Annotated in this window: 21 protein-coding genes; 13 read left to right on the top strand and 8 right to left on the bottom strand. The window is 66.7% G+C overall.

Translation table 11 applies throughout. From position 1 onward, the window contains the following. Positions 1-25: 25 nt before the first annotated feature. Positions 26-925: a LysR family transcriptional regulator gene (locus BMX29_RS14655; protein WP_092814166.1), complete on the bottom strand. Its 900-nt coding sequence runs from the start codon at positions 923-925 to the stop codon at positions 26-28. 111 nt (positions 926-1,036) lie between these two features. Between BMX29_RS14655 and BMX29_RS14650 the strand changes: the two genes are divergently transcribed. From BMX29_RS14650 to BMX29_RS14625, 6 genes are all read left to right on the top strand, one after another. Beyond that, a complete protein-coding gene (locus tag BMX29_RS14650; protein WP_092814163.1) occupies positions 1,037-2,212 on the top strand; it encodes a cytochrome P450 in 1,176 nt (391 codons plus the stop codon). A gap of 39 nt (positions 2,213-2,251) precedes the next feature. Continuing rightward, positions 2,252-2,575 carry a 2Fe-2S iron-sulfur cluster-binding protein gene (locus BMX29_RS14645; protein ID WP_092814160.1) on the top strand — a complete coding sequence of 108 codons (324 nt, stop codon included), beginning with the start codon at positions 2,252-2,254 and terminating at the stop codon, positions 2,573-2,575. Continuing rightward, complete coding sequence (locus tag BMX29_RS14640; protein ID WP_092814158.1) at positions 2,575-3,759, top strand: NAD(P)/FAD-dependent oxidoreductase; 1,185 nt, start codon at positions 2,575-2,577, stop codon at positions 3,757-3,759. The genes BMX29_RS14645 and BMX29_RS14640 overlap by 1 nt, the downstream gene beginning before the upstream one ends. A 61-nt stretch (positions 3,760-3,820) precedes the next feature. Beyond that, positions 3,821-4,807 (top strand): TRAP transporter substrate-binding protein, encoded by a 987-nt coding sequence (locus tag BMX29_RS14635; protein WP_092814155.1) that lies wholly within the window; start codon positions 3,821-3,823, stop codon positions 4,805-4,807. Beyond that, a complete protein-coding gene (locus BMX29_RS14630) occupies positions 4,807-5,310 on the top strand; it encodes a TRAP transporter small permease (protein WP_092814153.1) in 504 nt (167 codons plus the stop codon). The genes BMX29_RS14635 and BMX29_RS14630 overlap by 1 nt, the downstream gene beginning before the upstream one ends. Continuing rightward, positions 5,307-6,605 (top strand): TRAP transporter large permease, encoded by a 1,299-nt coding sequence (locus tag BMX29_RS14625; protein ID WP_092814151.1) that lies wholly within the window; start codon positions 5,307-5,309, stop codon positions 6,603-6,605. Before BMX29_RS14630 ends, BMX29_RS14625 begins: the two co-directional genes overlap by 4 nt. A gap of 457 nt (positions 6,606-7,062) precedes the next feature. On the opposite strand, the gene BMX29_RS14620 is transcribed toward BMX29_RS14625, so the two are convergent. From BMX29_RS14620 to BMX29_RS14590, 7 genes are all read right to left on the bottom strand, one after another. Beyond that, complete coding sequence (locus BMX29_RS14620) at positions 7,063-7,479, bottom strand: alpha-hydroxy acid oxidase (RefSeq protein ID WP_244889252.1); 417 nt, start codon at positions 7,477-7,479, stop codon at positions 7,063-7,065. Positions 7,480-7,550: 71 nt separating this feature from the next. Beyond that, on the bottom strand, positions 7,551-9,056 hold the full coding sequence (locus tag BMX29_RS14615; RefSeq protein ID WP_092814148.1) for a tripartite tricarboxylate transporter permease: 1,506 nt from the start codon (positions 9,054-9,056) through the stop codon (positions 7,551-7,553). Between the two features lie 16 nt (positions 9,057-9,072). Next, positions 9,073-9,528, bottom strand: a complete 456-nt coding sequence (locus BMX29_RS14610; RefSeq protein ID WP_092814145.1) for a tripartite tricarboxylate transporter TctB family protein — start codon at positions 9,526-9,528, stop codon at positions 9,073-9,075. A gap of 132 nt (positions 9,529-9,660) precedes the next feature. Then, the gene (locus tag BMX29_RS14605; RefSeq protein WP_092814142.1) at positions 9,661-10,614 is read right to left on the bottom strand and encodes a Bug family tripartite tricarboxylate transporter substrate binding protein; all 954 of its coding nucleotides are present in this window, start codon (positions 10,612-10,614) and stop codon (positions 9,661-9,663) included. A gap of 117 nt (positions 10,615-10,731) precedes the next feature. Next, positions 10,732-11,928 carry an MFS transporter gene (locus BMX29_RS14600; RefSeq protein ID WP_175471199.1) on the bottom strand — a complete coding sequence of 399 codons (1,197 nt, stop codon included), beginning with the start codon at positions 11,926-11,928 and terminating at the stop codon, positions 10,732-10,734. Beyond that, entirely contained in the window at positions 11,925-12,605 is a 681-nt protein-coding gene (locus tag BMX29_RS14595; RefSeq protein ID WP_092814136.1) for an RraA family protein, read from the bottom strand. Before BMX29_RS14595 ends, BMX29_RS14600 begins: the two co-directional genes overlap by 4 nt. Positions 12,606-12,617: 12 nt before the next feature. Continuing rightward, positions 12,618-13,622: a hydroxyacid dehydrogenase gene (locus BMX29_RS14590; protein ID WP_092814133.1), complete on the bottom strand. Its 1,005-nt coding sequence runs from the start codon at positions 13,620-13,622 to the stop codon at positions 12,618-12,620. A gap of 117 nt (positions 13,623-13,739) precedes the next feature. Here BMX29_RS14590 and BMX29_RS14585 point away from each other — a divergent pair, with 117 nt between their 5' ends. From BMX29_RS14585 to BMX29_RS14555, 7 genes are all read left to right on the top strand, one after another. Continuing rightward, positions 13,740-14,624, top strand: a complete 885-nt coding sequence (locus BMX29_RS14585) for a LysR substrate-binding domain-containing protein (RefSeq protein WP_043843191.1) — start codon at positions 13,740-13,742, stop codon at positions 14,622-14,624. A 282-nt stretch (positions 14,625-14,906) separates the two neighbouring features. After that, complete coding sequence (locus tag BMX29_RS14580; protein ID WP_092814130.1) at positions 14,907-15,965, top strand: amidohydrolase family protein; 1,059 nt, start codon at positions 14,907-14,909, stop codon at positions 15,963-15,965. Then, positions 15,947-16,894, top strand: a complete 948-nt coding sequence (locus BMX29_RS14575) for a tripartite tricarboxylate transporter substrate binding protein (RefSeq protein WP_244889251.1) — start codon at positions 15,947-15,949, stop codon at positions 16,892-16,894. Before BMX29_RS14580 ends, BMX29_RS14575 begins: the two co-directional genes overlap by 19 nt. 86 nt (positions 16,895-16,980) lie before the next feature. Then, positions 16,981-17,958, top strand: coding sequence for a TRAP transporter substrate-binding protein DctP (gene dctP, locus BMX29_RS14570; protein WP_092814124.1), 978 nt, complete (start codon positions 16,981-16,983; stop codon positions 17,956-17,958). A gap of 4 nt (positions 17,959-17,962) precedes the next feature. Next, positions 17,963-18,481 carry a TRAP transporter small permease gene (locus BMX29_RS14565; protein WP_092814121.1) on the top strand — a complete coding sequence of 173 codons (519 nt, stop codon included), beginning with the start codon at positions 17,963-17,965 and terminating at the stop codon, positions 18,479-18,481. Continuing rightward, positions 18,481-19,776, top strand: coding sequence for a TRAP transporter large permease (locus BMX29_RS14560; RefSeq protein WP_092814118.1), 1,296 nt, complete (start codon positions 18,481-18,483; stop codon positions 19,774-19,776). Before BMX29_RS14565 ends, BMX29_RS14560 begins: the two co-directional genes overlap by 1 nt. Before the next feature lie 4 nt (positions 19,777-19,780). Then, positions 19,781-20,734, top strand: coding sequence for an SMP-30/gluconolactonase/LRE family protein (locus BMX29_RS14555; protein WP_092814115.1), 954 nt, complete (start codon positions 19,781-19,783; stop codon positions 20,732-20,734). The last annotated feature ends 161 nt before the right edge of the window (positions 20,735-20,895 follow it).

Raw genomic sequence — 20,895 nt, 5'->3', positions numbered from 1 at the left:
TGCGCCACGGACCTTTTCCGAGCGTTCAACGACAGGCGGCGAAGATGCGGTCGCGCAGCCAGGTGTGCATGGCCGAGGCGTTGTTGCGCGCGGTCCAGACCACGGAGATGTCGAAGGCGCCGGGGAACGGGCAGTCGCGGATCGCGAGCCCCTCCGAGATCGACTGGCCGAGCCGGCTCGGCACCGTCGCCACGAGGTCCGAGCCGAGGATCACCGCCGCGATTCCCGCGGGGCTCGGGACCGTGATCGCCGGGCGCAACACGTGGCCCGAGGCCTCGAGTTCATGAAGATAGGCGGACTTCCAGCTGGCGCCGTAGTTGATGAGGATGTGGTTGAGGGACAGGTAGGTCTCGGCGTCCAGCCTGCGCCCCGCGTGCGGATGCGACGGGTCCATCAGGCAGGCATACTTCTCTTCGTAGAGACGCCTGGAATGAAAGCCGGATTCGGGTCGGCCGAACGGTCCGATCAGCACGTCGGCCTCGCGCCGCAGAAGCCGCAGGTGCCCGTCGCCCAGCGCATTGACGACCCGGATCGACAGGCGCGGCGCCTCCTCGCGCAGGGCCGAGACGATCCGCGGAATCACCAGGATGCGTTCATAGAAGTTGCAGGCCAGCGTCACCGTGGCCTCGGTCCGCGCGGGATCGAACGTGTCGGGCTCGGCCATGTCGTCGAGCAGGTCGAGGATGGTGCCGGCCTGCTCCAGCAGCCGTTCGCACCTTTCGGTCGGAACCTGCCGTCCGGCCTCGCGCACGAAGAGCGGATCGCCGAAACAGGCGCGCAGCTTGGCGATCGTGTAGCTCACCGCCGACTGGTTCACGTCGAGCCGCTCGGACGCGGCGGTGAACGAGCCCAGCTCGTGCACGAGGCGCAGGGTCTCGAGCGCGGCCATGTCTACGGACTTCAGGTCTGGGCCGAGGGGCGGCATGGCGCATCCATCAAATCTGTTGATGGAAGATAATAAAACCATCGCATGGCTTCGGGAAGGACCCGCGCTGTATCACATCGGCCGAGGAGACATTCAGGGGGGGAGGACACCATGGCGCTCGCGCCGATGGACGAAAGCATCACGCTCGATCAGCTGACGACGGATCCGTATCCGATCTATCGCCGCCTGCGCGCCGAGAGCCCGGTCACCCGCGTCGCCGCGGCGCGCCGGACCTTCCTGACCAAGGCGCACCTGACCAAGGCAGTGAAGGACGATCCGGTCCTGTTCAGCAGCGACGATCCGAACACGCCGATGAAGCCCGCCTTCCGCGCTCACACCCTGATGCGCAAGGACGGCGCCGAGCACATGGCCGAGCGCAAGGCGATCATGCCGGCGCTGTCGCCCAAGCGAATCCAGTCCGACTGGGGTCCGCTCTACGAGCGTCTCGCCGACGAATACATCTCGCGGCTGCCGCGCGGCGAGACCGTGGACCTCTTCCAGGAGCTCTGCGGCCCGCTAGCCGCTCGCATCCTCGCGCATATCCTCGGCATCCCCGAGGCAACGGACGAGCAGATGCAGCGCTGGTCGCAGCGGCTGATCGACGGCGCGGGCAACTTCGGCTGGAAGCCCGAACCCTTCGCGGCGTCGGAAGAGGCCAATGACGAGATGGACGCTCTGTTCGACAGCCTTCAGGACAAGCGCCGGGCGGAGGCCGACGGCAGCGCCTTCTCGGTGATGCTGAATGCCGAGAACCCGATCCCGATGAGCCAGGTCTACGCCAACATCAAGATCGCCATTGGCGGCGGCATCAACGAGCCGCGAGACGCGCTCGCCACCGCGCTCTTCGGACTTCTGGACAATCCCGACCAGCTCGCCGAGGTCCGCGCTCAGGACGCGTGGGGCAAGGCTTTCGAGGAGGCGATCCGCTGGGTCGCGCCAATCCAGGCGAGCTCTCGGCTGGTGACCGAGGACACCGAGCTTGGCGGCTGCGATATCCCCAAGGGCGACACGGTCATGACGATCCAGGCCTCGGCCTGCCGGGACGAGGACCTGTTCGAGAACGGGGAAGAGTTCTTTGTCTTCCGCGACAAGAACCCCCACCAGGCGTTCGGCAACGGTCCGCATCACTGCGCCGGCGCGCATGTGGCACGGCGAACGGTGGGCAAGATCATCCTGCCGATGCTGTTCGACCGCTTCCCCGACATGCGCATGACCGACCGTGACGCTGTGGTCTGGCGGGGCTTCGGCTTCCGCGGACCGATCAACATGCCGGTCGTGCTGAACTGAGCGGTTCGCGACGCGACCCGGACGGAGAGGAGGAGAACCATGGTCAAGGTGACCTACGTCGCCCACGATGGCGAGAGCACGACGATCGACGCCGAGGAGGGCGCGAGCGTCATGAAGACGGCGGTGTCGAACGATGTCGACGGGATCGTCGGCGAGTGCGGCGGCTCGATGATGTGCGCGACCTGCCACTGCTACGTGGACGAAGCGTGGGCCGACAAGGTCGGCACGCGCTCGGACGACGAGGACGACATGCTCGAGGGGGCCACCTCCGAGGTGACGGAGCGCTCGCGCCTGTCGTGCCAGATCAAGCTGACGCCCGAGCTCGACGGCCTCGTGGTACATCTGCCCGAGGACCAGATCTGATGGCTGGCCCCGTCGTCATAGCAGGAGCCGGGCAAGGCGGGCTGCAGGCGGCGATCAGCCTGCGGCAGGCGGGCTTCGACGGACCGGTGACGCTGATCGGCTCCGAGCCGGGCCTGCCCTACCAGCGCCCGCCTCTGTCCAAGGCCTATCTCAAGGACGGCGACGCCGACGCGCTCGCGCTGCGCCCGCAGAGTTTCTTCGAGACGAAGGACGTGACCTACCTGCCCGAGACCACCGTGACGCGCATCGACCGAGACGCGGGCCGGGTCGAGGTGACCGGGCCGGCGGGCGACAGCGCCCTGCCCTACGAGAACCTGGTCCTCGCCACCGGCACCCGAAACATGCGTCCGCCGATCGAGGGGCTGGAGCACGCCTGCGACCTACGCACCCTCGCCGACGCGCGGACCCTGCGCGGACGTCTCGACGCGCCGCGCCGCATCGCGGTGATCGGCGGCGGGTTCATCGGACTCGAATTTGCGGCCGTCGCCGTCAAGCAGGGGCACGAGGTGGCGGTCATCGAAGCCGCGCCACGCCTGATGGCGCGCGCCGTCTCGCCGCTCATGTCCAACCGCTTCGCCACGCTGCACCGCGACTGGGGCGCGGAGCTGTTCCTCGGACAGCCCGCCGTGTCCGTGGACGAGGCCGGTGTGACACTGGCCGACGGCACCCGCGTGCCGGCCGATTTCGTTCTGCTGGCGGCGGGCGTGCAGCCCAATGTCGAGCTGGCAGAGGACGCGGGCCTCGAGACCGCCAACGGCATCCGGGTGGATACGCGCCTGCGGACCAGCGATCCGGCGATCGCGGCCCTCGGCGACTGCGCCAGCTTTCCCGATCCGCGCACCGGACGCCACGTTCGTCTGGAAAGCGTGCAGGCCGCCACCGACCATGCCCGCCTGATCGCCGCGCGCATCGCCGGTGACGACCCCGACGGCCCGGACTACGCCGCCGTGCCGTGGTTCTGGTCCGATCAGGGCGACCGCAAATTGCAGATCGCGGGCTTCGCGGGCGGCCCCGACACCACGGACGAGGCCGTGACCGAAAACGTGGTCGCGCGCTTCGACGCACACGGGCTGGCGGCGGTCGAGACGATCAATGCCGCACGTGTGCACATGAAGGTCCGCCGGATGCTCGCATCCGGCGATCCGATCGAGCTGTCGCTGCTGGAGGAGCTGGCGGCGGCCTGATCGGCCCGCACCCATTCGACGACCGATCCATGCTAGGACAAAGGCTCAAGGGAGGAGCATCATGAACATCGTAACTTTCGCCTTCGGGGCGGCGGCGGGTGCCGTCGCAATTGCCGGCACCGCCGGCGCGCAGGAACTCAAGTACGCCAACTGGGCACCGCCGATGCACACCATCAACGTGGCCCAGATCGAGCCGCTGGCCGAGGCGCTCAACGAGGGCACGGACGGCGAGGCCACCGTGCGCGGTTTCCACGGCGGTGAGCTGGGCGCAGGCCCTGCTGACCAGTTCGTGCGCGTGCTCCAGGGCACCGCGGACATGGGGTGGGGTCTTCAGGGCTACACGTCCTCGCAGTTTCCCAAGAGCCTGATCGCCGAACTGCCCGGCGCGCTTTCACTCGACCGTCCGGGCTACGCCGCGCTCTGGCGCGCCTTCGAGCAGGGCGAGATCGCCGGCGAGTATCCCCGCACCGAGGTCATCGCACTCTGGGGCTCGGAGCCCAACATCCTGATGATGCGCGATCAGGACGTCCGCACGCCCGCGGACCTCGAGGGCCTCAAGATCCGCGTCGCGGGCTCGATCTCGGCCAGCGCGATGGAGGCGCTCGGCGCGACGCCCGTGCAGATCCCGATGACGCAGGTCTACAACGGCCTTCAGACCGGCCTGATCGACGGTCTCGTGTCCGGCGCCTCCGTCCTGTCGGACTTCAAGCTGAACGAGGTGGTGGGCAGCGTCACGACCGGTCCGAACTTTGGCCGCCTGACCTTCTACACGGTCATGAACCAGGGTGCCTACGAAGGCCTCTCGGACGAGGCGAAGGCCGCGCTCGACGAGATCAAGGGCGAGCCGATCTCGAAGATGACCGAGGAGGCGTGGATCGCCACCGCCGACTCCGCACTGGAGGCCGCACGCGAGTCCGATGACACCAACGTCATCGAGCTTGGCGAGGAAGAGGCGCAGGCGTTCAACGATGCGCTGGCCGACGTGACCGACGCCTACGTGGCCGAGGTCGGCGGCGAAGCCACGCTCTCGGCGATCCAGGCCGAGTGATGCTGCGCACCCTCGAAACAGTGACGGACAGGCTTATCGGCCTGTCCGCCTTCGTCGGCACCGTCGGCCTGTTGTTCGTCACCGCGGTGATCGTGGTCGACGTGGTGGGTCGCAACTTCGGCGCGCCGCTCTACGGCTCGCAGGACCTCATCACCATGACCATGGTGCTGATCGTCTTCGGGGGCATGGCGCTGTGCGACCGCACCGGCGGGCACATCGTCGTCGACATCTTCGAGAGCGCTTTCCCCCCGGCCCTGAACCGGGCCATCGACATCTTCTCGGGACTGCTCGGCGCGGTGATCTTCCTCGCCATCGCGTGGACGGTGTTCCAGTCCGCGCTGCTGAGCCAGATGCTGAACCTTTCGACCAATCTGCTGCGCCTGCCGACCGCGTGGTTCCAGTTCGCGCTCTGCGCGCTGTCGCTGGTGGGCGCGCTGACCATGCTTCTGCGCGCCGCGACGCTGATCGCCGGCGGACACGCCACCCGGAGAGACCCGCAATGAGCCCCGAACTCGTCGGTACCGTCGGCCTCGCCCTGCTGCTCGGGCTCCTGCTGATGCGGGTGCCCGTAGCCTTCGCGATGTTCGCGGTGGGCTTCTGCGGCATCTGGCTGCTAAACGGGCTTCAGGCGGCCACCGGCCTGCTGTCGTCGGAAACCTTCGCGCTGGCGTCGAATTCCGAGTTGATCGTCGTCCCGCTCTTCATCCTCATGGGCAACGTCGCCAGCGTCACCGGCATGAGCCGCAAGCTCTACGACGCGGCCTACGCCACCATCGGACAGGTGCGGGGCGGCCTCGCGTCGGCCACGGTGATCGGCTGCGGTGGCTTCGCGGCGCTCTCGGGCTCGTCCGTCGCCTCGGCGCTGACCATGGGCCGCACGGCACTGTCCGAGATGGACCGCTTCGCCTACTCCCCGCGACTGTCGACCGGCGTGGTCGCCGCGGGCGGCACGCTGGGCATCCTGATCCCGCCGTCGACCGGCTTCGTGATCTACGCGATCCTGACCGAGCAGAGCATCGGGCGGCTGTTCATGGCCGGTATCCTGCCCGGCATCCTGTTGCTGACCGCGTTCCTGCTGACCGTGTCGATCCTCTGCGCGATCTGGCCCTCGATGGGTCCCAAGGGCCCGTCCACGACGACGTCCGAGAAGGGCCGCGCCTTCCTCGGTGCGGTGCCGATCCTCGCGGTCGTGTTCATCACCATCGGTGGCATCTACTCGGGCCTCTTCTCGCCCACCGAGGCGGCGGGTGTCGGCGCGGCGCTGGTCATCGTGATCGGTGCCGTCAGCGGCAACCTCGGCCCACGCGCCTTCTGGGAGGCCGCCCGCAGCAGCATCGTCACCACCGCGTCGGTCATGCTGATCCTGATCGCGGCGCATCTCATCAACCCGTTCGTGGCGCTGAGCCACCTGCCCGCCGAGGTCAGCCGCGTGCTTGTCACCCTCGACCTCGGGCTCTACGGCACCCTTCTTCTGATCCTCGCGATCTACCTCGTGCTCGGCTGTTTCCTCGAGGGACTGGCGATGCTGGTGCTGACGCTGCCAATCTTCATGCCGGTGGTCACCGACCTCGGCATCGATCCGATCTGGTTCGGCGTGCTGGTCGTGCTGACGCTCGAGATGGGGCTGATCTCACCGCCCGTCGGCATCAACGTCTTCATCGTGAAGTCGGTGGCGCGTGACGTGCCTCTCATCGACATCTTCCGGGGTGTGATGCCGTTCTGGTTCGCCATGCTGCTGACGCTGATCATCCTCGTCGCGGTGCCGCAACTGTCGCTCTGGCTTCCGGGCATGATGTGACCTCGGTCGGGCGCCGACAGGTGCCCGTCCGACCGTCCCGATGCGGGACCGGAAGGCTCCGGTCCGCATCGCGCACGTACCGTGCAACCTGTTTCAGGCCCGGCATACTGCTCAAAGGCGTTGGTTCTTCGCGGCCTGCGTTCGCTCTGGCGGCCGGGTATTCGAATGGCCGCCGGCTCAGCATCCATCGAATCTATGGACGCCCGGCTCGAAGCACTTCGACCGCCGCGGCATTTTTCAACCACTTCCCGCCGACGGCGCGCTGTCGAGGACTGTAAGGGACGCCACTCTTCCTGCGCATTGGGTAGGAAAGCTTTGGTCCCCCGGGCGGGCCATCACGCGGAGCTAGCGGCACCCGTTGGCGCCACCGGCCATGGAGTTGGATTGTTGCCTAGGCCAGCTTGAAATAACCCGACCCTTCAAATCGGTGAGGCGGACAATCGCGCGACCCTGCTAGTTAAATCTGAAACCACTTGTCGGGATTGGTTTCGAGCACATCCTCGACCCACGTCAGGGAGGAACCGCTGAGGTTGAAGGGGATCCCCGCATCACGGGCCGCGCGCGCGAGCCCCCTGTCTCCGTCATGCGCCATCAGCGCCGAGATCCCCATGGGCGCTATTCCGACCGGTGCGGAGACATCCTGGCCAAGAACCCGCGTGGCGATGCTGCGACCCGAGACACTTGCGAGCATGCGCGGCACCAGACGCAATTCCGCATAGGCCCTGGCGGTGTCCTCCTTCGATGCGCTGCGCTCGGCCGCACCCTGGATGTATCCGAACAGCGGTCGCGCAAAACGGCGTCGCGCGGCGGGTTCGAAATCGTCGAGGCAAAGAAAGCGCGACGCCGGGCGCCGCGGTTTGATCCGGCACATCATGCAAGGTCTCGTGCCCGCAGGGCCCCCGTGTCGCCGGAGGAGAGATGGCGACACGGGGGCCCCAGCGTTTCTCAGGGCTGGCGGGCCGCCCGACGTTTCGCGACCTGCTGGCGGAGGATCGGCATCAGCACGACGACGAGGGTCAGGCCGATGATGATGAGACTCGTCGTGCTGCTCCAGAGCACCGACCAATCCCCCCGGCCGATCCGCAGCGCGAGGCGCAGGTTCTCCTCGGCGAACTTGCCAAGGATCAGGCCGAGCACCACCGGCGGCAGTGGGAACTTCAGCTTTTCCATGAAGTAGCCGATCACCCCGAAACCGAGCGTCAGGTAGACGTCGAACATGCGTCCGTTGATCGAGTAGACCCCGATGAACACGAGCGCGATGATGATCGCCCCGAGGATCGGACGCGGCAGCCGCAGGACCTGCGCAAAGCTGTTCGTGGCGATTGAACCGCCAAGGAAGATCAGCAGGATCGCGGCGAACAGGAACTGCCACATGAAGCCGAAGACGATCTCGGGGTTCGAGCGGAAGAGCATCGGACCGGGCTGCAGGCCGTGGATCAGCAGGCCGCCCAGCATGACCGCAGCAACGGCGGTCCCCGGGATGCCGAGGGTCAGCGCCGGGATCATGGCCGAGGCAGTGTCGGCGTTGTTCGCGGTCTCGGCGGCGGCAACGCCCTCGGGCTCGCCATGGCCCCATTCGTCCGGGTTGGACGACGCGCGCCGCGCCTCGTTCCAGCTCAGGAATGCCGCCATCGAGCCACCCGCACCGGGCAGGATGCCCACGAAGATGCCGATGATCGCCGAACGCAGCCACGTTTTCCAATAGCCCAGCATCCCCGGAATGGCGCTCCAGATGCTGCCGGTGGACAGCCGCGTGGCGTTCGAGGCGTCGATGTCCTTGGGCTCTTCCAGCAGACCCACGGCCGGCGGAAGCGCATAAAGGCCGACCAGAAGGACGATGATGTTAATCCCGTCGAGAAGCTCGAGCCGGCCAAAGGTGAAGCGGTCGTATCCCGAGATCGTGTCCGCACCGATGAGGGAGACGAAGACGCCGAAGGCCGCGCTCATCAGGCCTTTCACGATGTCCCCGCTCAGCAGGAACACGATCGAGGACATGCCGAACACCGCGACCCAGAAGATCTCGGCCGGGCCGAAGAGCAGCGTCACCTTGGCAAGCGGCGGGGCGAGCAGCATCAGCACGATGGCCGACGCTATGCCGCCCAGCGCCGAGGACACCACCGCGACCTGGAGCGCGTAGCCCCCCCGGCCCTTCTGGGCCATCGGGTAGCCGTCGAAACTGGTGGCGACGGCGGCGGGTGTGCCCGGGATCCGCAAGAGAACCGCGGGAATGGAGCCGCCATACATGGCGCCGTTGTAGATGCCCGCCATCATGCCGAGCGCCACGAGCGGCGACATCCCGAAGGTGAAGGGGATCAGCACCGAGATTGCCATCGTGGCGCTGAGACCCGGCAGAGCGCCGACGCAGATGCCCGAAAGCACGCCGACGACCACCGCGAGAAGATTGGCCCAGCCGAGAACCTCGGGAAGGGCGTCGAGAAGTGCTCCGTACATGTTGGCCTCCTCAGCCTCAGCGCGCGAAGAATTCGGCCGGCAGGTCCTGCCCCATCAGCACGTGGAAGATCAGGGCAATGCCGCCCACGAAGATCGCCGTGGCCAGCGCGAGCGGCACCGGCTTGCGAAATCCAAAGGCCCAGCTGACCGCCGGGATCATGATTGCCGTCGACGTGTAGAAGCCGATCAGCGCCACCGCGGCGACGTAGAGGCCAATGGCCGCGCAGACGCCGAAGAAGCGATTGCGCGAGTCGAAGACGTCGGGCCGCGCGGTTTCGGGATCGGCGTCCCGCATCAGGGCCCGGACGATCATCACGAGCGACAGGACGATCAGGGCGCCGAGCATGGCGAAGGGCAGAAGAGCGGTCATCGCCGGCATCGTGCCGGCCCTAAGCATCAGCAGGACGGATGCAAGGATGACCACCACACCCGCGATGAGATCGGGGTGCGGACGTGTCAGGTGATGTTTCATGGCTGGCCTCGTGACTATGGTCAGGGACCGGACCCGCGTGCGGCGGATGGTCCGCCGACCGGCCCGGTCCCCGTCATGTCGCTGGTGCCCGGTCGCATGGCGAGGCGGTCGGGACCGCCTCGCGCGCCGGGATCACTTCCAGGGAGTGTTTTCCCAGATGCGGGTCGCGAGATCGAGCTGCTCTTGGGTCAGCTCCTCGAACTCCTCGCCCAGAGTCAGGCGCACCGGGTTGCCGGTGGAGATCATCGCCTCCTGGAACTCCGGATCGTCGAAGGCCTGCTGGAAGGCGTCCAACAGCTTCTGCTCGACCTCTTCGGGCAAGCCATCCGGGGCGACGAAGCCGCGCAGACCGCCATTGGTGATCTCGTAGCCCTGTTCGGCCAGCGTCGGCACGTCGGGCGCGAGGTCCGAGCGCTCTTCCGAGGCGATCCCGACAACGTTCAGGTCGTCGAGGAAATTGACGGCCTCGGACAGGTTGATGATGCCCATGCCGACATGGCCGCCCATCAGCGCGGTGCGCGCCGGCGCGGAGCCCGAGAACGGCACCACTGTCATTTCGGTGTCGGTCGCTTCCTGCACCTTCACCAGGAACAGGTGGTCGTCGCCGCCGAGGCTCGACATCGCGACGGTCATCGCGCCGGGCTCTTCCGAGGCGGCTTCGACCAGCTTCTCCATAGTGTCGATGTCGCTCGAGCCAGGGGTGACGATCACGTTCGGGTCGTTCACCACGTTGGCGAGGTAGGTGAAGCTGTCGGCGTCGTAGTCGGCCTCGCGGTCGAGGGTGCGGGCCATCATGCCCGGCAGGTTGAACGTGCCGAGCGTGTAGCCGTCGGGCTCGGCGGTCGCGACCTCGGTTACGCCGATCTGGCCGCTGGCGCCGGGCATGTTCTTGACCACGACGGTCGCGTTGTTGCCGAGATATTCCTCGAGAAACGGTGCGACGGTGCGCGCCATCACGTCCGTGCCGCCCCCGGCGGAATAGCCGACGATGACCTCGATTTCTTCGGACGGGTAATCCTGCGCGGCCACGGCACCGGCCATGGCAGTGGTCGCGACGAGCGCCGCAGTGAACACTGTGCGTTTCATAAGGTTCCTCCCTTAGTTTCCTCGCAGCCACCCTATTCGTATAGGTTATCTAATTTACAGCGAATAAAAGTGATCCACAGATTAAGAATAGCTTACCGAATAGAGTGTCACAGATGATCACAATCGGCGCGCCGCAATGACCGACGCAAGGACGAGAGCTGGAATAGTCATCCAGAACAGCACCTTGGAGGACACGACCGTCCCGCCCACACCGATCAGGAACGCCCCGAGCGCAGGCATGCCACGGAATATCATCGTGTAGAGCGACAGGACCCGCCCGCGCTCGGTGTCGGCTATCTCGGTCTGAAGCATGACCTGTGTGGAGACACCATTGGCGAGGATGGCACCAGACAGGAATGTCAGGGTCGCGAGCGCCGCCGCCGCACCTGAGGACACCAGAAAGAGTGCCAGTGCGACGGTAGAGACCGCACCAGTCACCAGTATGAGCGGCACCACCCCGACGGCGGCCGTCAGCATGGAGACCGCGAGCGCGCCGACCATCGCTCCGAGCGCTTGCGCCGAAGTCATCCAACCGAAGACCTGCCCGGCTTCCAGTGCCGGACCCGCTACCGTCTCAGCGAAGGAGGGCAACAGCTCGAAAACCGGTCGAAAGCAAAGTGCCAGCAGCGCGAAGTAGATCAGGACGGCGCGGTGGCGGGCGCCGAGATGCGAGAGCGTGTCGACCCAGCCTGCCGCCACAGAGGTCGAGGGTCCGGCCTCCGGGCGGGACACCAGCGTCAGGCGCGACAGGATCGCGGCGAACCCGAGATAGCTCACCACGTTCAGCACGAAGATCGCCCCGGACGTGTCGAACGAGATCGCCGCGCCCCCGAGAGCGGGCCCGATCATGCGGGCCAGATTGAAAACGATGGAATTGATTGCAACGGCGCCCGGGACCAGCGACCGCTCGACGAGATTGCCCACCAGCACCATGCGCGTGGGATGGTCGAAGCCGTTGACGATGCCGGTCGCCAGCGACATCGCCTGCAACGCGGGCGTTGTGATCTGCCCCGCCCAGAGAAGCCCCAGCAGAATGAGGGGCGGCCCCACGGACAGAAGCTGGAGACGCCGCGCCAAGGCGAGCCGGTCGGCCCGGTCGGCCAGCGATCCCGCAAACGGCGCGACGAGAACCGAGGGCAGCAGGTCCGCCGCCGCCATCAAGCCGATGATGGCGGTGGACTCGGTCGCCTCCCACGCGAGCCAGAACAGCACCACGCGCTGCGCCCAGGTGCCGACGATGGAAACCGCGTTGCCGGTCAGATACAGCGCGAAGGACGGGTTCCGCAGTGCGGCGACGAGATGGTCGACCTTCAACCCCTTAAATCTTGGCAACCAGCCGCCGCAAGCGCCTTGTCGACCCAGGACCGGTCGTTGGTGCCCTCGGCAATGGCCTTCATCTGCTTTTCTTCGGCGGCCTGCTTGGCCATCGTCGCCTCGTATACGGTTTCGAGGTCGTCATACGGCACGGCCAGCACGCCGTCCGCGTCGCCGATCACCAGATCGCCGGGCGCGATGGTCATTCCGTCGAGCGAGATGGTCACGTTGATCTCGCCGGGACCGTCCTTGTAGGGGCCGCGATGGGTCACGCCGGCCGCGAAAGTTGGCAGGTTTGTCTCGACGAAGGCGTCCACGTCGCGGATCGCGCCGTTCAGGACAAAGCCCGCCACGCCGCGCTTGACCGCGTAGGCCAGCATCAGCTCGCCCATCAGCGCATTGGTCAGGTCGCCGCCGGCATCCACGACGATCACGTCGCCGGGTTCGGCCATGTCGATCGCCTTGTGCAGCATCAGGTTGTCGCCGGGGCGCGAACGCACGGTGATCGCCGCCCCCGCCATGCTGCCCTTGGCGTGCATGGGGCGCAGGGTCGGCCCGGCTGCGAAGACCCGGGACATGCTGTCGCTGACATTCGCGACGGGCAGCTCCGCGAACTTGGCGATGGTCTCGGCATCGACCTTGCGGTCGCGCGGGCGGATCTGATTTCCGATTGTCACGTCTTGGTCCTCTCAGTTGTGCGACGGGGCCGGCTCGGCCAGCACGTCCGCGTTCACCATCCGGGCCGGTGCAAGACCTGCGCCGTCCGCGATGGCGATGATGCTTTCGACCGCCATCAGGCCGACCCGGCGCCCGGCCTCGGCGGTGACGCCGGCGACGTGCGGGGTCACGATGGCGTTCGGACAGTCGAAAAGCGGAAGGTGTTCCTTGGGCGGTTCGGTCTCGAACGTGTCGAGCGCGGCGCCCGCGAGATGGCCTCTGTCCAGCGCGTCTTTCAGCGCGGCCTCGTCGATGAGGCCCCCGCGTGCAGTATTCACCAGGTAGCTGCCCTTCGGCATGAGGCCGATGGTGCGCGCGTTGAGCAGATGCCGCGTCTCGGAGGTAAGCGGGCAGTGCAGCGACACCACGTCAGAACCGCCGAGGCAGTCCTCGAGCGAGTCGAACCGGGTGACGCCGAGATCGACGAAGGCATCGGCCGGCGCGTAGGGATCGTAGATGCCGACGCTCATGCCGATCGCCTGGCAGAGCTTGACGGTCTCGGTTCCGATCGCGCCGCTGCCCACGAGCCCGACGCGCATACCGCGAAGCTCGCGCCCCACATGGGTCGGCTTGTCCCAGTGGCCGTCGCGTAGGCGCTTGTCCATCGGGACCACGCGCTTGACCGCGGCCATGATCATGGCGACCGCGTGCTCCGCGACCGAGACCGCGTTGCCGCCTGCCGCGCGGGTCACGAGGATCCTGCGTTCGGTCGCGGCGGCGACGTCTATGTTGTCGACGCCCGCGCCGTGCTTGGCGATGACGCGCAGGCCGGGGCCGGCATCCATCGCCGCGCCCTCGAAGCGTCCCATGCGCGAGACGACGCCGAACGGCGCATGTTCGGCGAGATGGGCGCGAAGCGTATCTGTCGACGGATAGGCGGGGGTATGCACGACGGCAAAGCCGTGCTCGGCTGCCAGCGCGACCGCATCGGAATCCAGATACGGCCCGGTGACCAGGATTGTCTTTTGGGATGTCACGTCAGGGTCCTCGTGTCGTGCGGCGGGGGCCGCTCTCCTCCACGGCAGAGGTTACAGATAGACAAAGTTCACAACAGCGAATAATTCTATCCGTTAAATGAAGCAGGGCTGAAACTAATGGATACGCGTCAACTCAAGACCCTCGTCGCCATCGCCGAACACGGCACGTTCTCGCGCGCGGCCGAACGCGTCCTGCTCACGCCGTCGGCGGTCAGCCAGCAAATCCACGCGCTCGAACAGGAGGTCGGCGTCCCGCTCTTCAACCGGGAAAAACGGCCGCCGACGCTGAACCTGCAAGGGCTGCAATTGCTCGAGACGGCCAAGCAGATCCTCGGGCTGGTGGACGAGGTGAAAGGTGCCATCGAGGGTAAGCGGACCACCGGCACGCTGAATATCGGCGCGGTGCGGACCAGCGCCATCGGCCTCCTGCCCCGTGCGATCGTCGGCCTGCGCGAGGAATATCCCGAGGTTCGCTTCAAGTTGCACGTCGGACTGTCGAGCACCCTGATCAGCGACGTTCTCGCGGGGCGGCTCGATCTGGCCATCGTCGCCGAGCATGTCGGCGTACCGCAGACCCTGACCTGGGCCCCGTTCCTGCGCGAGCCGCTCGTCGTCGCGGCGCCTTCCCATGCGCGGGGAATGACGGCTCGCGAGATGCTGACCGACCTGCCCTACCTGCGGTTCCGCAGCAACGTGCCTCTGGCCAACCTCATCGACACCGAGCTTGCCCGCCTGAACATCGTCACGGAAGACATCGCCGAGATCGATACCGTCGCGGCGCTGGTCGAATGCGTGGTGGCCGGCCTCGGAGCAAGCATCGTGCCGGACATCGCCGTGCCGAAGGATGGCCCGGAGATCGTGACGCAGCCGTTTGGCACGCCGCAGATTTTCCGCCAGATCGGCATCGTGCAGCGCGCCAGTTCGGCCAAGTCCGAGCTGATGCGCGATCTGCACAACCTGCTGGCCGTGAAGGCCGGCCCGTTCGGCGTCCCCCTCGCCTGAGGCGCACCGCTTTCGCCGTACTCGAGAATCCTATGAGGCCAGAGCCGCCCAGCGTGATAGTTTCAGTTTATCTAATTTTTTTCGAGAGAATTATGAACTTCAAATCAGCATAGCTGTAATATTTGCTGCCCGGAGAGGAGAGGCACGGTGAATCCCCGACGGGATCGCTCACCGCTGCCAGACAAGTCGCATCCGCGCCTCGGCCCGGTTGCGACACGGGAGGACAAACGTGACACACGCACTCCGCCACGCGAAACGCGGGCTGCGCGCAGGGCTGCTCCGGTGACCCCGGCAGCCGCGCAGGTCCATGCCCCGATCCGCGAGGATTGGCTGCGGCGCACGCCCGAAGAGGCGCTCGATCCCGGAATCCCCATTCTGGACGCTCACCATCACCTCTGGGATCGACCGGAGTCGCGTTACCGCACCGGGGAATTTCTGGCCGATGTTGCGTCGGGTCACGACGTGCGCGCCAGCATCTACGTGCAGTGCCGCACCGGCTACCGCGAGACCGGGCCGGTCTCCATGCGTCCACTTGGCGAGGTCGAGACCATTAGAGCCTGGAGCGCGGACGCGCCGCGCCATCCGTCCGCGATCGTCGCTTTCGCCGATCTGCAGCTCGGCCACGATGTCCGCCCGGTGGTCGAGGCGCTCTGCGCGGCCGCGCCGGGCCGGCTTCGCGGCATCCGGAACACGACCGCCTATCACCCGGATCCGGCGGTGCGCTCCAACCCGCGTCCTGCGCCGGAAGGCCTCTTGCGCTCGGACGCGTTCCGGGCCGGGGCCGCCGAAGTGGCGCGCGCGGGTCTCGTTCTGGATGTCTGGGCCTATCATACCCAGCTCGGTGAGGTCGCCGAGCTGGCCGAGGATCTGCCCGAGCTTGCGATCGTCGTCGATCATTGCGGCGGACCGCTCGGCCTCGGCCCATTCGCCGCTCACACCGAGGCGCAGTTCGATGACTGGCGGCAGGGCATCGCCCGGCTGGGCCGCCTGCCCAACGTGAAGATCAAGATCGGCGGGTTCGGTCTGCGCGTCTTCGGGCACGCTTATCACCTGCGCGATGCTCCGCCCCATTCGGAGACGCTTGCACAGGACTGGCGACCCTGGGTCGACACGTGCCTCGCGCACTTCGGTCCCGACCGCGCGATGTTCGAGAGCAACTTCCCCGTGGACAAGGGGATGTTCTCGTACGTGGCGCTCTGGAACGCCTTCAAACGGCTCTCCGCGCCACTCGGGCCAGACGAGCGCGATGCGCTCTTCTGGCGGACGGCCGCGCGGACCTACGCCGTCGATTTCCCGGCACACACCATTGAGGAGGATGACGTATGCCAAGACACACGCTGATGACGGGGGCCGTCGCCGCGCTGATGACCACGGCGGCCGCGGCCGAGATGCCCGACGGACCGATCGAGGTCATCGTGGGGTATTCCGCCGGCGGCGGCACCGACGTGATGGCCCGCACCGTCGCCAACCATCTCGAGGAGGAACTCGGCGACGGGCTTTCGGTCGTGGTCAAGAACATGCCCGGCGCCGGAGGCCAGATCGGCTTTACCGAAGTGGCTCAGGCACAGGCCGACGGCAGTACGTTGGGCACGTTCAACCTGCCCGCGGCGCTCGCGCTGACGCTCGACCGCGACGCCAGCTACGACGCCGACAGCTACACCTACCTTGCCAATTTCGTGCAGGATCCGAACACCATCGTGGTTCCGCGCGACGCCGGATACGAGAGCCTGGACGACCTGCTGGACGCGGCCCGCGAGGCCCCCGGCGCGCTTCCGATGGCGCTGTCGTCCCTCGGAGGCAACGACCACTTCAGCGCCATCCTCATGCAGGAGGCGGCCGACGTCGAGTTCACGATGGTTCCCTTCAAGGGCGCCTCGATGGCGCGCAGCGCGCTGATGGGCGGGCACGTCGCAGTCGGGACGATGACCCTTGGGCAGACCGTCGGGTTCGAGGAGAACCTCAAAGTGCTTGCCGTGCTCGACGACGAACGCTCCGAGGTCGCCCCGGACGTGCCCACCGCGCAGGAGCTTGGTTACGACGTGCAGATGGGGTCGTTCCGCGGCCTCGTGGCTCCGGCGGACCTTCCCGAGGACGTGCGCACCTCGCTGGGCGACGCGCTCACCGCGCTGAGCGAGGACAAGGCTCTTCTGACCGAACTGCGCGAGCAGGGCAGCCCCGTGAACATCGTTCTGGGCGACGACTACCGCGCGCTGGCCGAAGAACAGGCCGAGATCGCCGCCCGCATCTGGGAAGAAACTCCATGGAAATGAGCCACAGCACCTCGGTCCGTCCGACCGGGGCGGCTTGCCAATTCGCCCAGCACCTTCAGACAGAGCCAAGCAAGACAGGACACTTCATGACCAGACTTTCCGCCATTCTCACCGCCAGCACGATCCTCGCCACAGCCGGTGCCGCCCAGGCGGCCGACTGGACCGGCTATACGTATTCCTCGGTCTCCACCACCGCCGCCGTACAAGGCATGGAGCGGATCACCGAAGAGGTCGCCGAGACCACCGACGGCGAACTCGACATCACGCTGCACCTCGGCAAGACGCTGCAGATCGCCTCGTCGGACATCACGCAGGCCGTGGGCGACGGTATCGTGGACTTCGCAGCCGACTACTTCTTCTCGGGCAGCGTGCCGATCGCGCGGGTGCTGAACCTGCCGATGCTGATCAACAGCGAAGAGGAATGGGCCACCGCCTACGACGCCATGGAGCCCTACCTGCGCGAAGGCTTCGAAGAGCAGGGCGTCGTCTACCTCGGCGGTTATCGCTACCCCCAGCAGACGATCTTCACCACGTTCGAGATCGACGATCTGTCCGATCTCGAAGGCCACAAGATCCGCGTGACTTCGCCCGAGCAGGGCCAGTTCATCGAATCCTTTGGCGGTGGTGCGATCACGCTTTCGGGCAGCGAAGTGCCCACCTCGCTCGAGCGCGGCGTGATCGAGGGCGTGCTGACCGCAAGCGCCGGCGGCGCGAAGAACTGGGGTGAGTTCCTGCCCTACAACTACCGGTTCGCGGTGAACTACGGCAACTCGGTCATCATCGCCAACGCCGATGCGTTCGAGGCGCTGCCGGAAGAGCAGCAGGAGGCGCTCCGCAACATCGTTTCCGAGGAAGGCCCGGCCATCACCGAGGCGTTCATGGAAGACGAGCAGGTCCAGATGGACAAGCAGCAATCGGCCGGAATGACCATCGTCGAGGAAGCCGAAGGCGACAGCGACGCGGCGCTCGAGCAGATGCAGGGCTACTGGACCGAATGGGCCGAAGACAAGGGCCCGCAATATGTCGATGCCCTGCAGGCCGTTCGCGACGCGCTCGGCAAGTAAACCCATGGCACACGACACCGGATCCGGGGCCGCCAGCGGCGGCCCCCTCTTCACCTGGCTCGCCCGCACCGTGGCGGTGATCGGCGGCGCGACTCTCGCCGGCCTCGTTCTGCTGGTCTGCGCCGAGGTCTTCATGCGCGCGGTGCTCAACGACTCTCTCGACGTGGTCGAAGAGCTCGCGGGATACGGCGTCGTGCTGCTGACCTTCTTCGGCGCGTCGCTCGCCCTGCGCCGCGACGCGCTCTTCCGCGTGGAGTTCCTGGCCAACACTCTGCCCCGAAAGGTCCTTCGCACGCTCACTGCATTATTCGTCTGCGCGTCCATCGTCGCGTGCGCGATCCTGGCATGGAAGTGCTTCGGCACGGTGCAAAGCTCGTTTTCCCGCGGAAAGTTCGCGCCGACAGTGCTGGAAACCCCGCTCTGGATTCCGCAGCTGATCCTTCCGATCGGCTTCGCGCTTCTGGTGGTCTTCCTCGTCGAGAAACTCCTGATCCTGGCCCGCGGGCCGAAAGAGACGTCCTGATGGAAAGCCTTCTCGCCTTCGGCCTGCTGATCGGCCTCATCCTCGGCGGCCTCTGGATCCAGTTCGCCGTGGCGATCTCGGGTCTCGTCTACATCTACCTGCTGAACGGCTTCGGCGGCTTCCGGGCACTCGGTCTCGTCAGCTGGGGCTCGGCCAACAGCTTCACCCTCGCCGCGATCCCGCTCTTCGTGCTGATGGCCGAGATCCTGCTCGGCTCCGGCCTGAGCGGACGGCTCTACAACGGAGTGGCGCCCTTCGTCCGGCGCCTGCCCGGCGGCCTGCTGCACACCAATATCGCCGGCAGCGGCATCTTCGCCGCGATCTCGGGCGGCAGCGCACCGACCGCCGCCGCCATGTCCACGGTCGCCGTGCCGGAACTCGCGAAGCGCGGCTACGACCGCAGCCTCGTCGCCGGATCGCTGGCCGCGGGGGGCACGCTCGGGATCCTGATCCCGCCGTCGATCACCATGATCATCTACGCCACCTTCACCGAGACCTCGATCGCGCGTCTCTTTGCGGCGGGCCTCTTCCCCGGCATCATGCTCGCGCTGATCTACAGCGGGTACATCATCGTCCGGGCTCTGATGAACCCGGCGATGACGCCCACGGTGACCGAGCGGGCCACCTGGGGCGATCTCGGACGGGCCCTTCTGGACATCGTGCCGTTCCTGCTGCTGGTGATCGTCGTGCTTGGCAGCATCTACGGCGGCCTCGCCACGCCGACCGAGGCGGGCGCCGTGGGCGTCGTGGGCGCGACCCTGATCGCCGCGCTCTACGGCAAGCTGACGCTGTCGCTCCTGACCGACTCGTTGTCGCGGTGCCTGTCGATGAGCGGCAACATCCTGTTCGTGGTGTTCGCCTCGCTGATCTTCGCCTACGCCACGGCGCTTTCGGGCGCGGGCGAGGCCCTCGTCGGCGTGCTGGAAGACGCGAACCTGTCGCGCACCACGTTCCTGCTGGCGATCATGGTGGTCTTCGCGATCCTCGGGTGCTTCATGGAAGGTCTGGGCATGATCGCGATCATCGTGCCGATCCTGCTGCCCGCGCTCATCGCGCTCGAGGTCGATCCGGTCTGGTTCGGCGTCTTCGTGGTCATCCTCGTGGAACTGGGTCAGATCACCCCGCCGCTGGGCGTGATCCTTTTCGTGGTCGCCAGCGCCACCAGCGATCTGAAGGTCGAGACGGTCATAAAGGGAGTGTTGCCCTTCTTCCTGCTGATCCTGGGCTTCATCCTGATCCTGATAGCGTTTCCGCAGATCGCGCTATGGTTCCCCTCCTTCCTGTTCGACGGGTGACGAGATGACCTACCCATTTCCCGAACCGCTCGTGCTCGAGGCCGAGGTGTTCGCCGAGCTTCCGGCTTCGCTGCGCCGCAATCGTCCCTCGCGATGGGCGAACGCGAACCGCGGCGGCGAACCGGTGGACAGCTTCCTCGAAGGACCGTCCTTCGATCGAGAGGGCAATCTCTGGTTCGTGGACATCCCCCACGGCCGGATCCTGCGCGCCGATCCGGCCGGCGCGATCACCGAGGTCGCTGAGTACGACGGCCAGCCCAACGGCCTGAAGTTTCACCGGGACGGCACAATCTACATCGCCGACTACCAGAACGGCATCATGCGGCTGGACCCCACCAAGGGAGAGGTCGAACCCGCGCTGACGCAGGTGGACTCGGAGGGTTTCAAGGGCTGCAACGACCTCCACTTCGGGCAGGACGGAGCGATCTACTTCACCGACCAGGGGCAGACGGGCCTGCACGACCCCAGCGGCCGCGTCTATCGCTGGGACCCGGTGAGCGACGATCTGCACTGCCTGATCGATACGGCGCCAAGCCCGAATGGCCTCGTCCTCGACCTGGCCGAGAAAGTGCTCTTCCTCGCCGTCACGCGCGCCAACGCGGTGTGGCGCCTGCCTCTGACAACGGGTGGTCGCGTGAAGAAGGCCGGCCTTTTCCTGCAATTCAGCGGTGGCCGCGCGGGTCCGGACGGCCTTGCCCTGACCGCGGCCGGAGGCGTGGTCGTGTGCCAGACGGGCATGGGCCTTGTCTGGGTCCACGACGCCCTCGGACGGCCCGCCGCAGTGATCCGGTCCCCGCTTGGACTGGGAACCACCAACTGCGCGTTCGGAGGTCCCGGCGGCCGGACGCTCTACATCACCGAGTCAGACAGCGGCACCATCCTCAAGGCGCGCTTCAGCCCCCGGCATGACATTGCCGGAGCGCCGATTTACGGCCTCACGAACGCCGAGACAGCTTGACCGTCAGTTCATAGCCGCCGTTCATCCGTCGTCTCCTTGGACCACCGGACCGTCCCGGTTGTGGTCGCTCCGCAATCGTGAAGCACTTCGCGTTGAGGCGGGCGAGGTCGGCTCTGCCCGCCATTCAGATCGGAGAGTGACGGGAACACGGCGCACAGTCG

The organism is Roseivivax marinus, from assembly GCF_900109705.1.
GTDB classification, from domain to species: Bacteria; Pseudomonadota; Alphaproteobacteria; order Rhodobacterales; family Rhodobacteraceae; genus Roseivivax; species Roseivivax marinus.
Note: the sequence above shows the minus strand (reverse complement) of the source record. Positions and strands in the feature narration are given on the sequence as shown.

Bases quoted from the DNA above. Each gene is read 5' to 3' on its own strand.
- BMX29_RS14635 (WP_092814155.1), top strand. From the start codon at position 3,821: ATGAACATCGTAACTTTCGCCTTCGGGGCGGCGGCGGGTGCCGTCGCA.
- BMX29_RS14625 (WP_092814151.1), top strand. From the start codon at position 5,307: ATGAGCCCCGAACTCGTCGGTACCGTCGGCCTCGCCCTGCTGCTCGGG.
- BMX29_RS14615 (WP_092814148.1), bottom strand. From the start codon at position 9,056: ATGTACGGAGCACTTCTCGACGCCCTTCCCGAGGTTCTCGGCTGGGCC.
- BMX29_RS14555 (WP_092814115.1), top strand. From the start codon at position 19,781: ATGACCTACCCATTTCCCGAACCGCTCGTGCTCGAGGCCGAGGTGTTC.
- BMX29_RS14610 (WP_092814145.1), bottom strand. From the start codon at position 9,528: ATGAAACATCACCTGACACGTCCGCACCCCGATCTCATCGCGGGTGTG.
- BMX29_RS14645 (WP_092814160.1), top strand. From the start codon at position 2,252: ATGGTCAAGGTGACCTACGTCGCCCACGATGGCGAGAGCACGACGATC.
- BMX29_RS14650 (WP_092814163.1), top strand. From the start codon at position 1,037: ATGGCGCTCGCGCCGATGGACGAAAGCATCACGCTCGATCAGCTGACG.
- BMX29_RS14560 (WP_092814118.1), top strand. From the start codon at position 18,481: ATGGAAAGCCTTCTCGCCTTCGGCCTGCTGATCGGCCTCATCCTCGGC.
- BMX29_RS14565 (WP_092814121.1), top strand. From the start codon at position 17,963: ATGGCACACGACACCGGATCCGGGGCCGCCAGCGGCGGCCCCCTCTTC.
- BMX29_RS14605 (WP_092814142.1), bottom strand. From the start codon at position 10,614: ATGAAACGCACAGTGTTCACTGCGGCGCTCGTCGCGACCACTGCCATG.
- BMX29_RS14655 (WP_092814166.1), bottom strand. From the start codon at position 925: ATGCCGCCCCTCGGCCCAGACCTGAAGTCCGTAGACATGGCCGCGCTC.
- BMX29_RS14640 (WP_092814158.1), top strand. From the start codon at position 2,575: ATGGCTGGCCCCGTCGTCATAGCAGGAGCCGGGCAAGGCGGGCTGCAG.
- BMX29_RS14585 (WP_043843191.1), top strand. From the start codon at position 13,740: ATGGATACGCGTCAACTCAAGACCCTCGTCGCCATCGCCGAACACGGC.
- BMX29_RS14575 (WP_244889251.1), top strand. From the start codon at position 15,947: ATGCCAAGACACACGCTGATGACGGGGGCCGTCGCCGCGCTGATGACC.
- dctP (WP_092814124.1), top strand. From the start codon at position 16,981: ATGACCAGACTTTCCGCCATTCTCACCGCCAGCACGATCCTCGCCACA.
- BMX29_RS14630 (WP_092814153.1), top strand. From the start codon at position 4,807: ATGCTGCGCACCCTCGAAACAGTGACGGACAGGCTTATCGGCCTGTCC.
- BMX29_RS14620 (WP_244889252.1), bottom strand. From the start codon at position 7,479: ATGATGTGCCGGATCAAACCGCGGCGCCCGGCGTCGCGCTTTCTTTGC.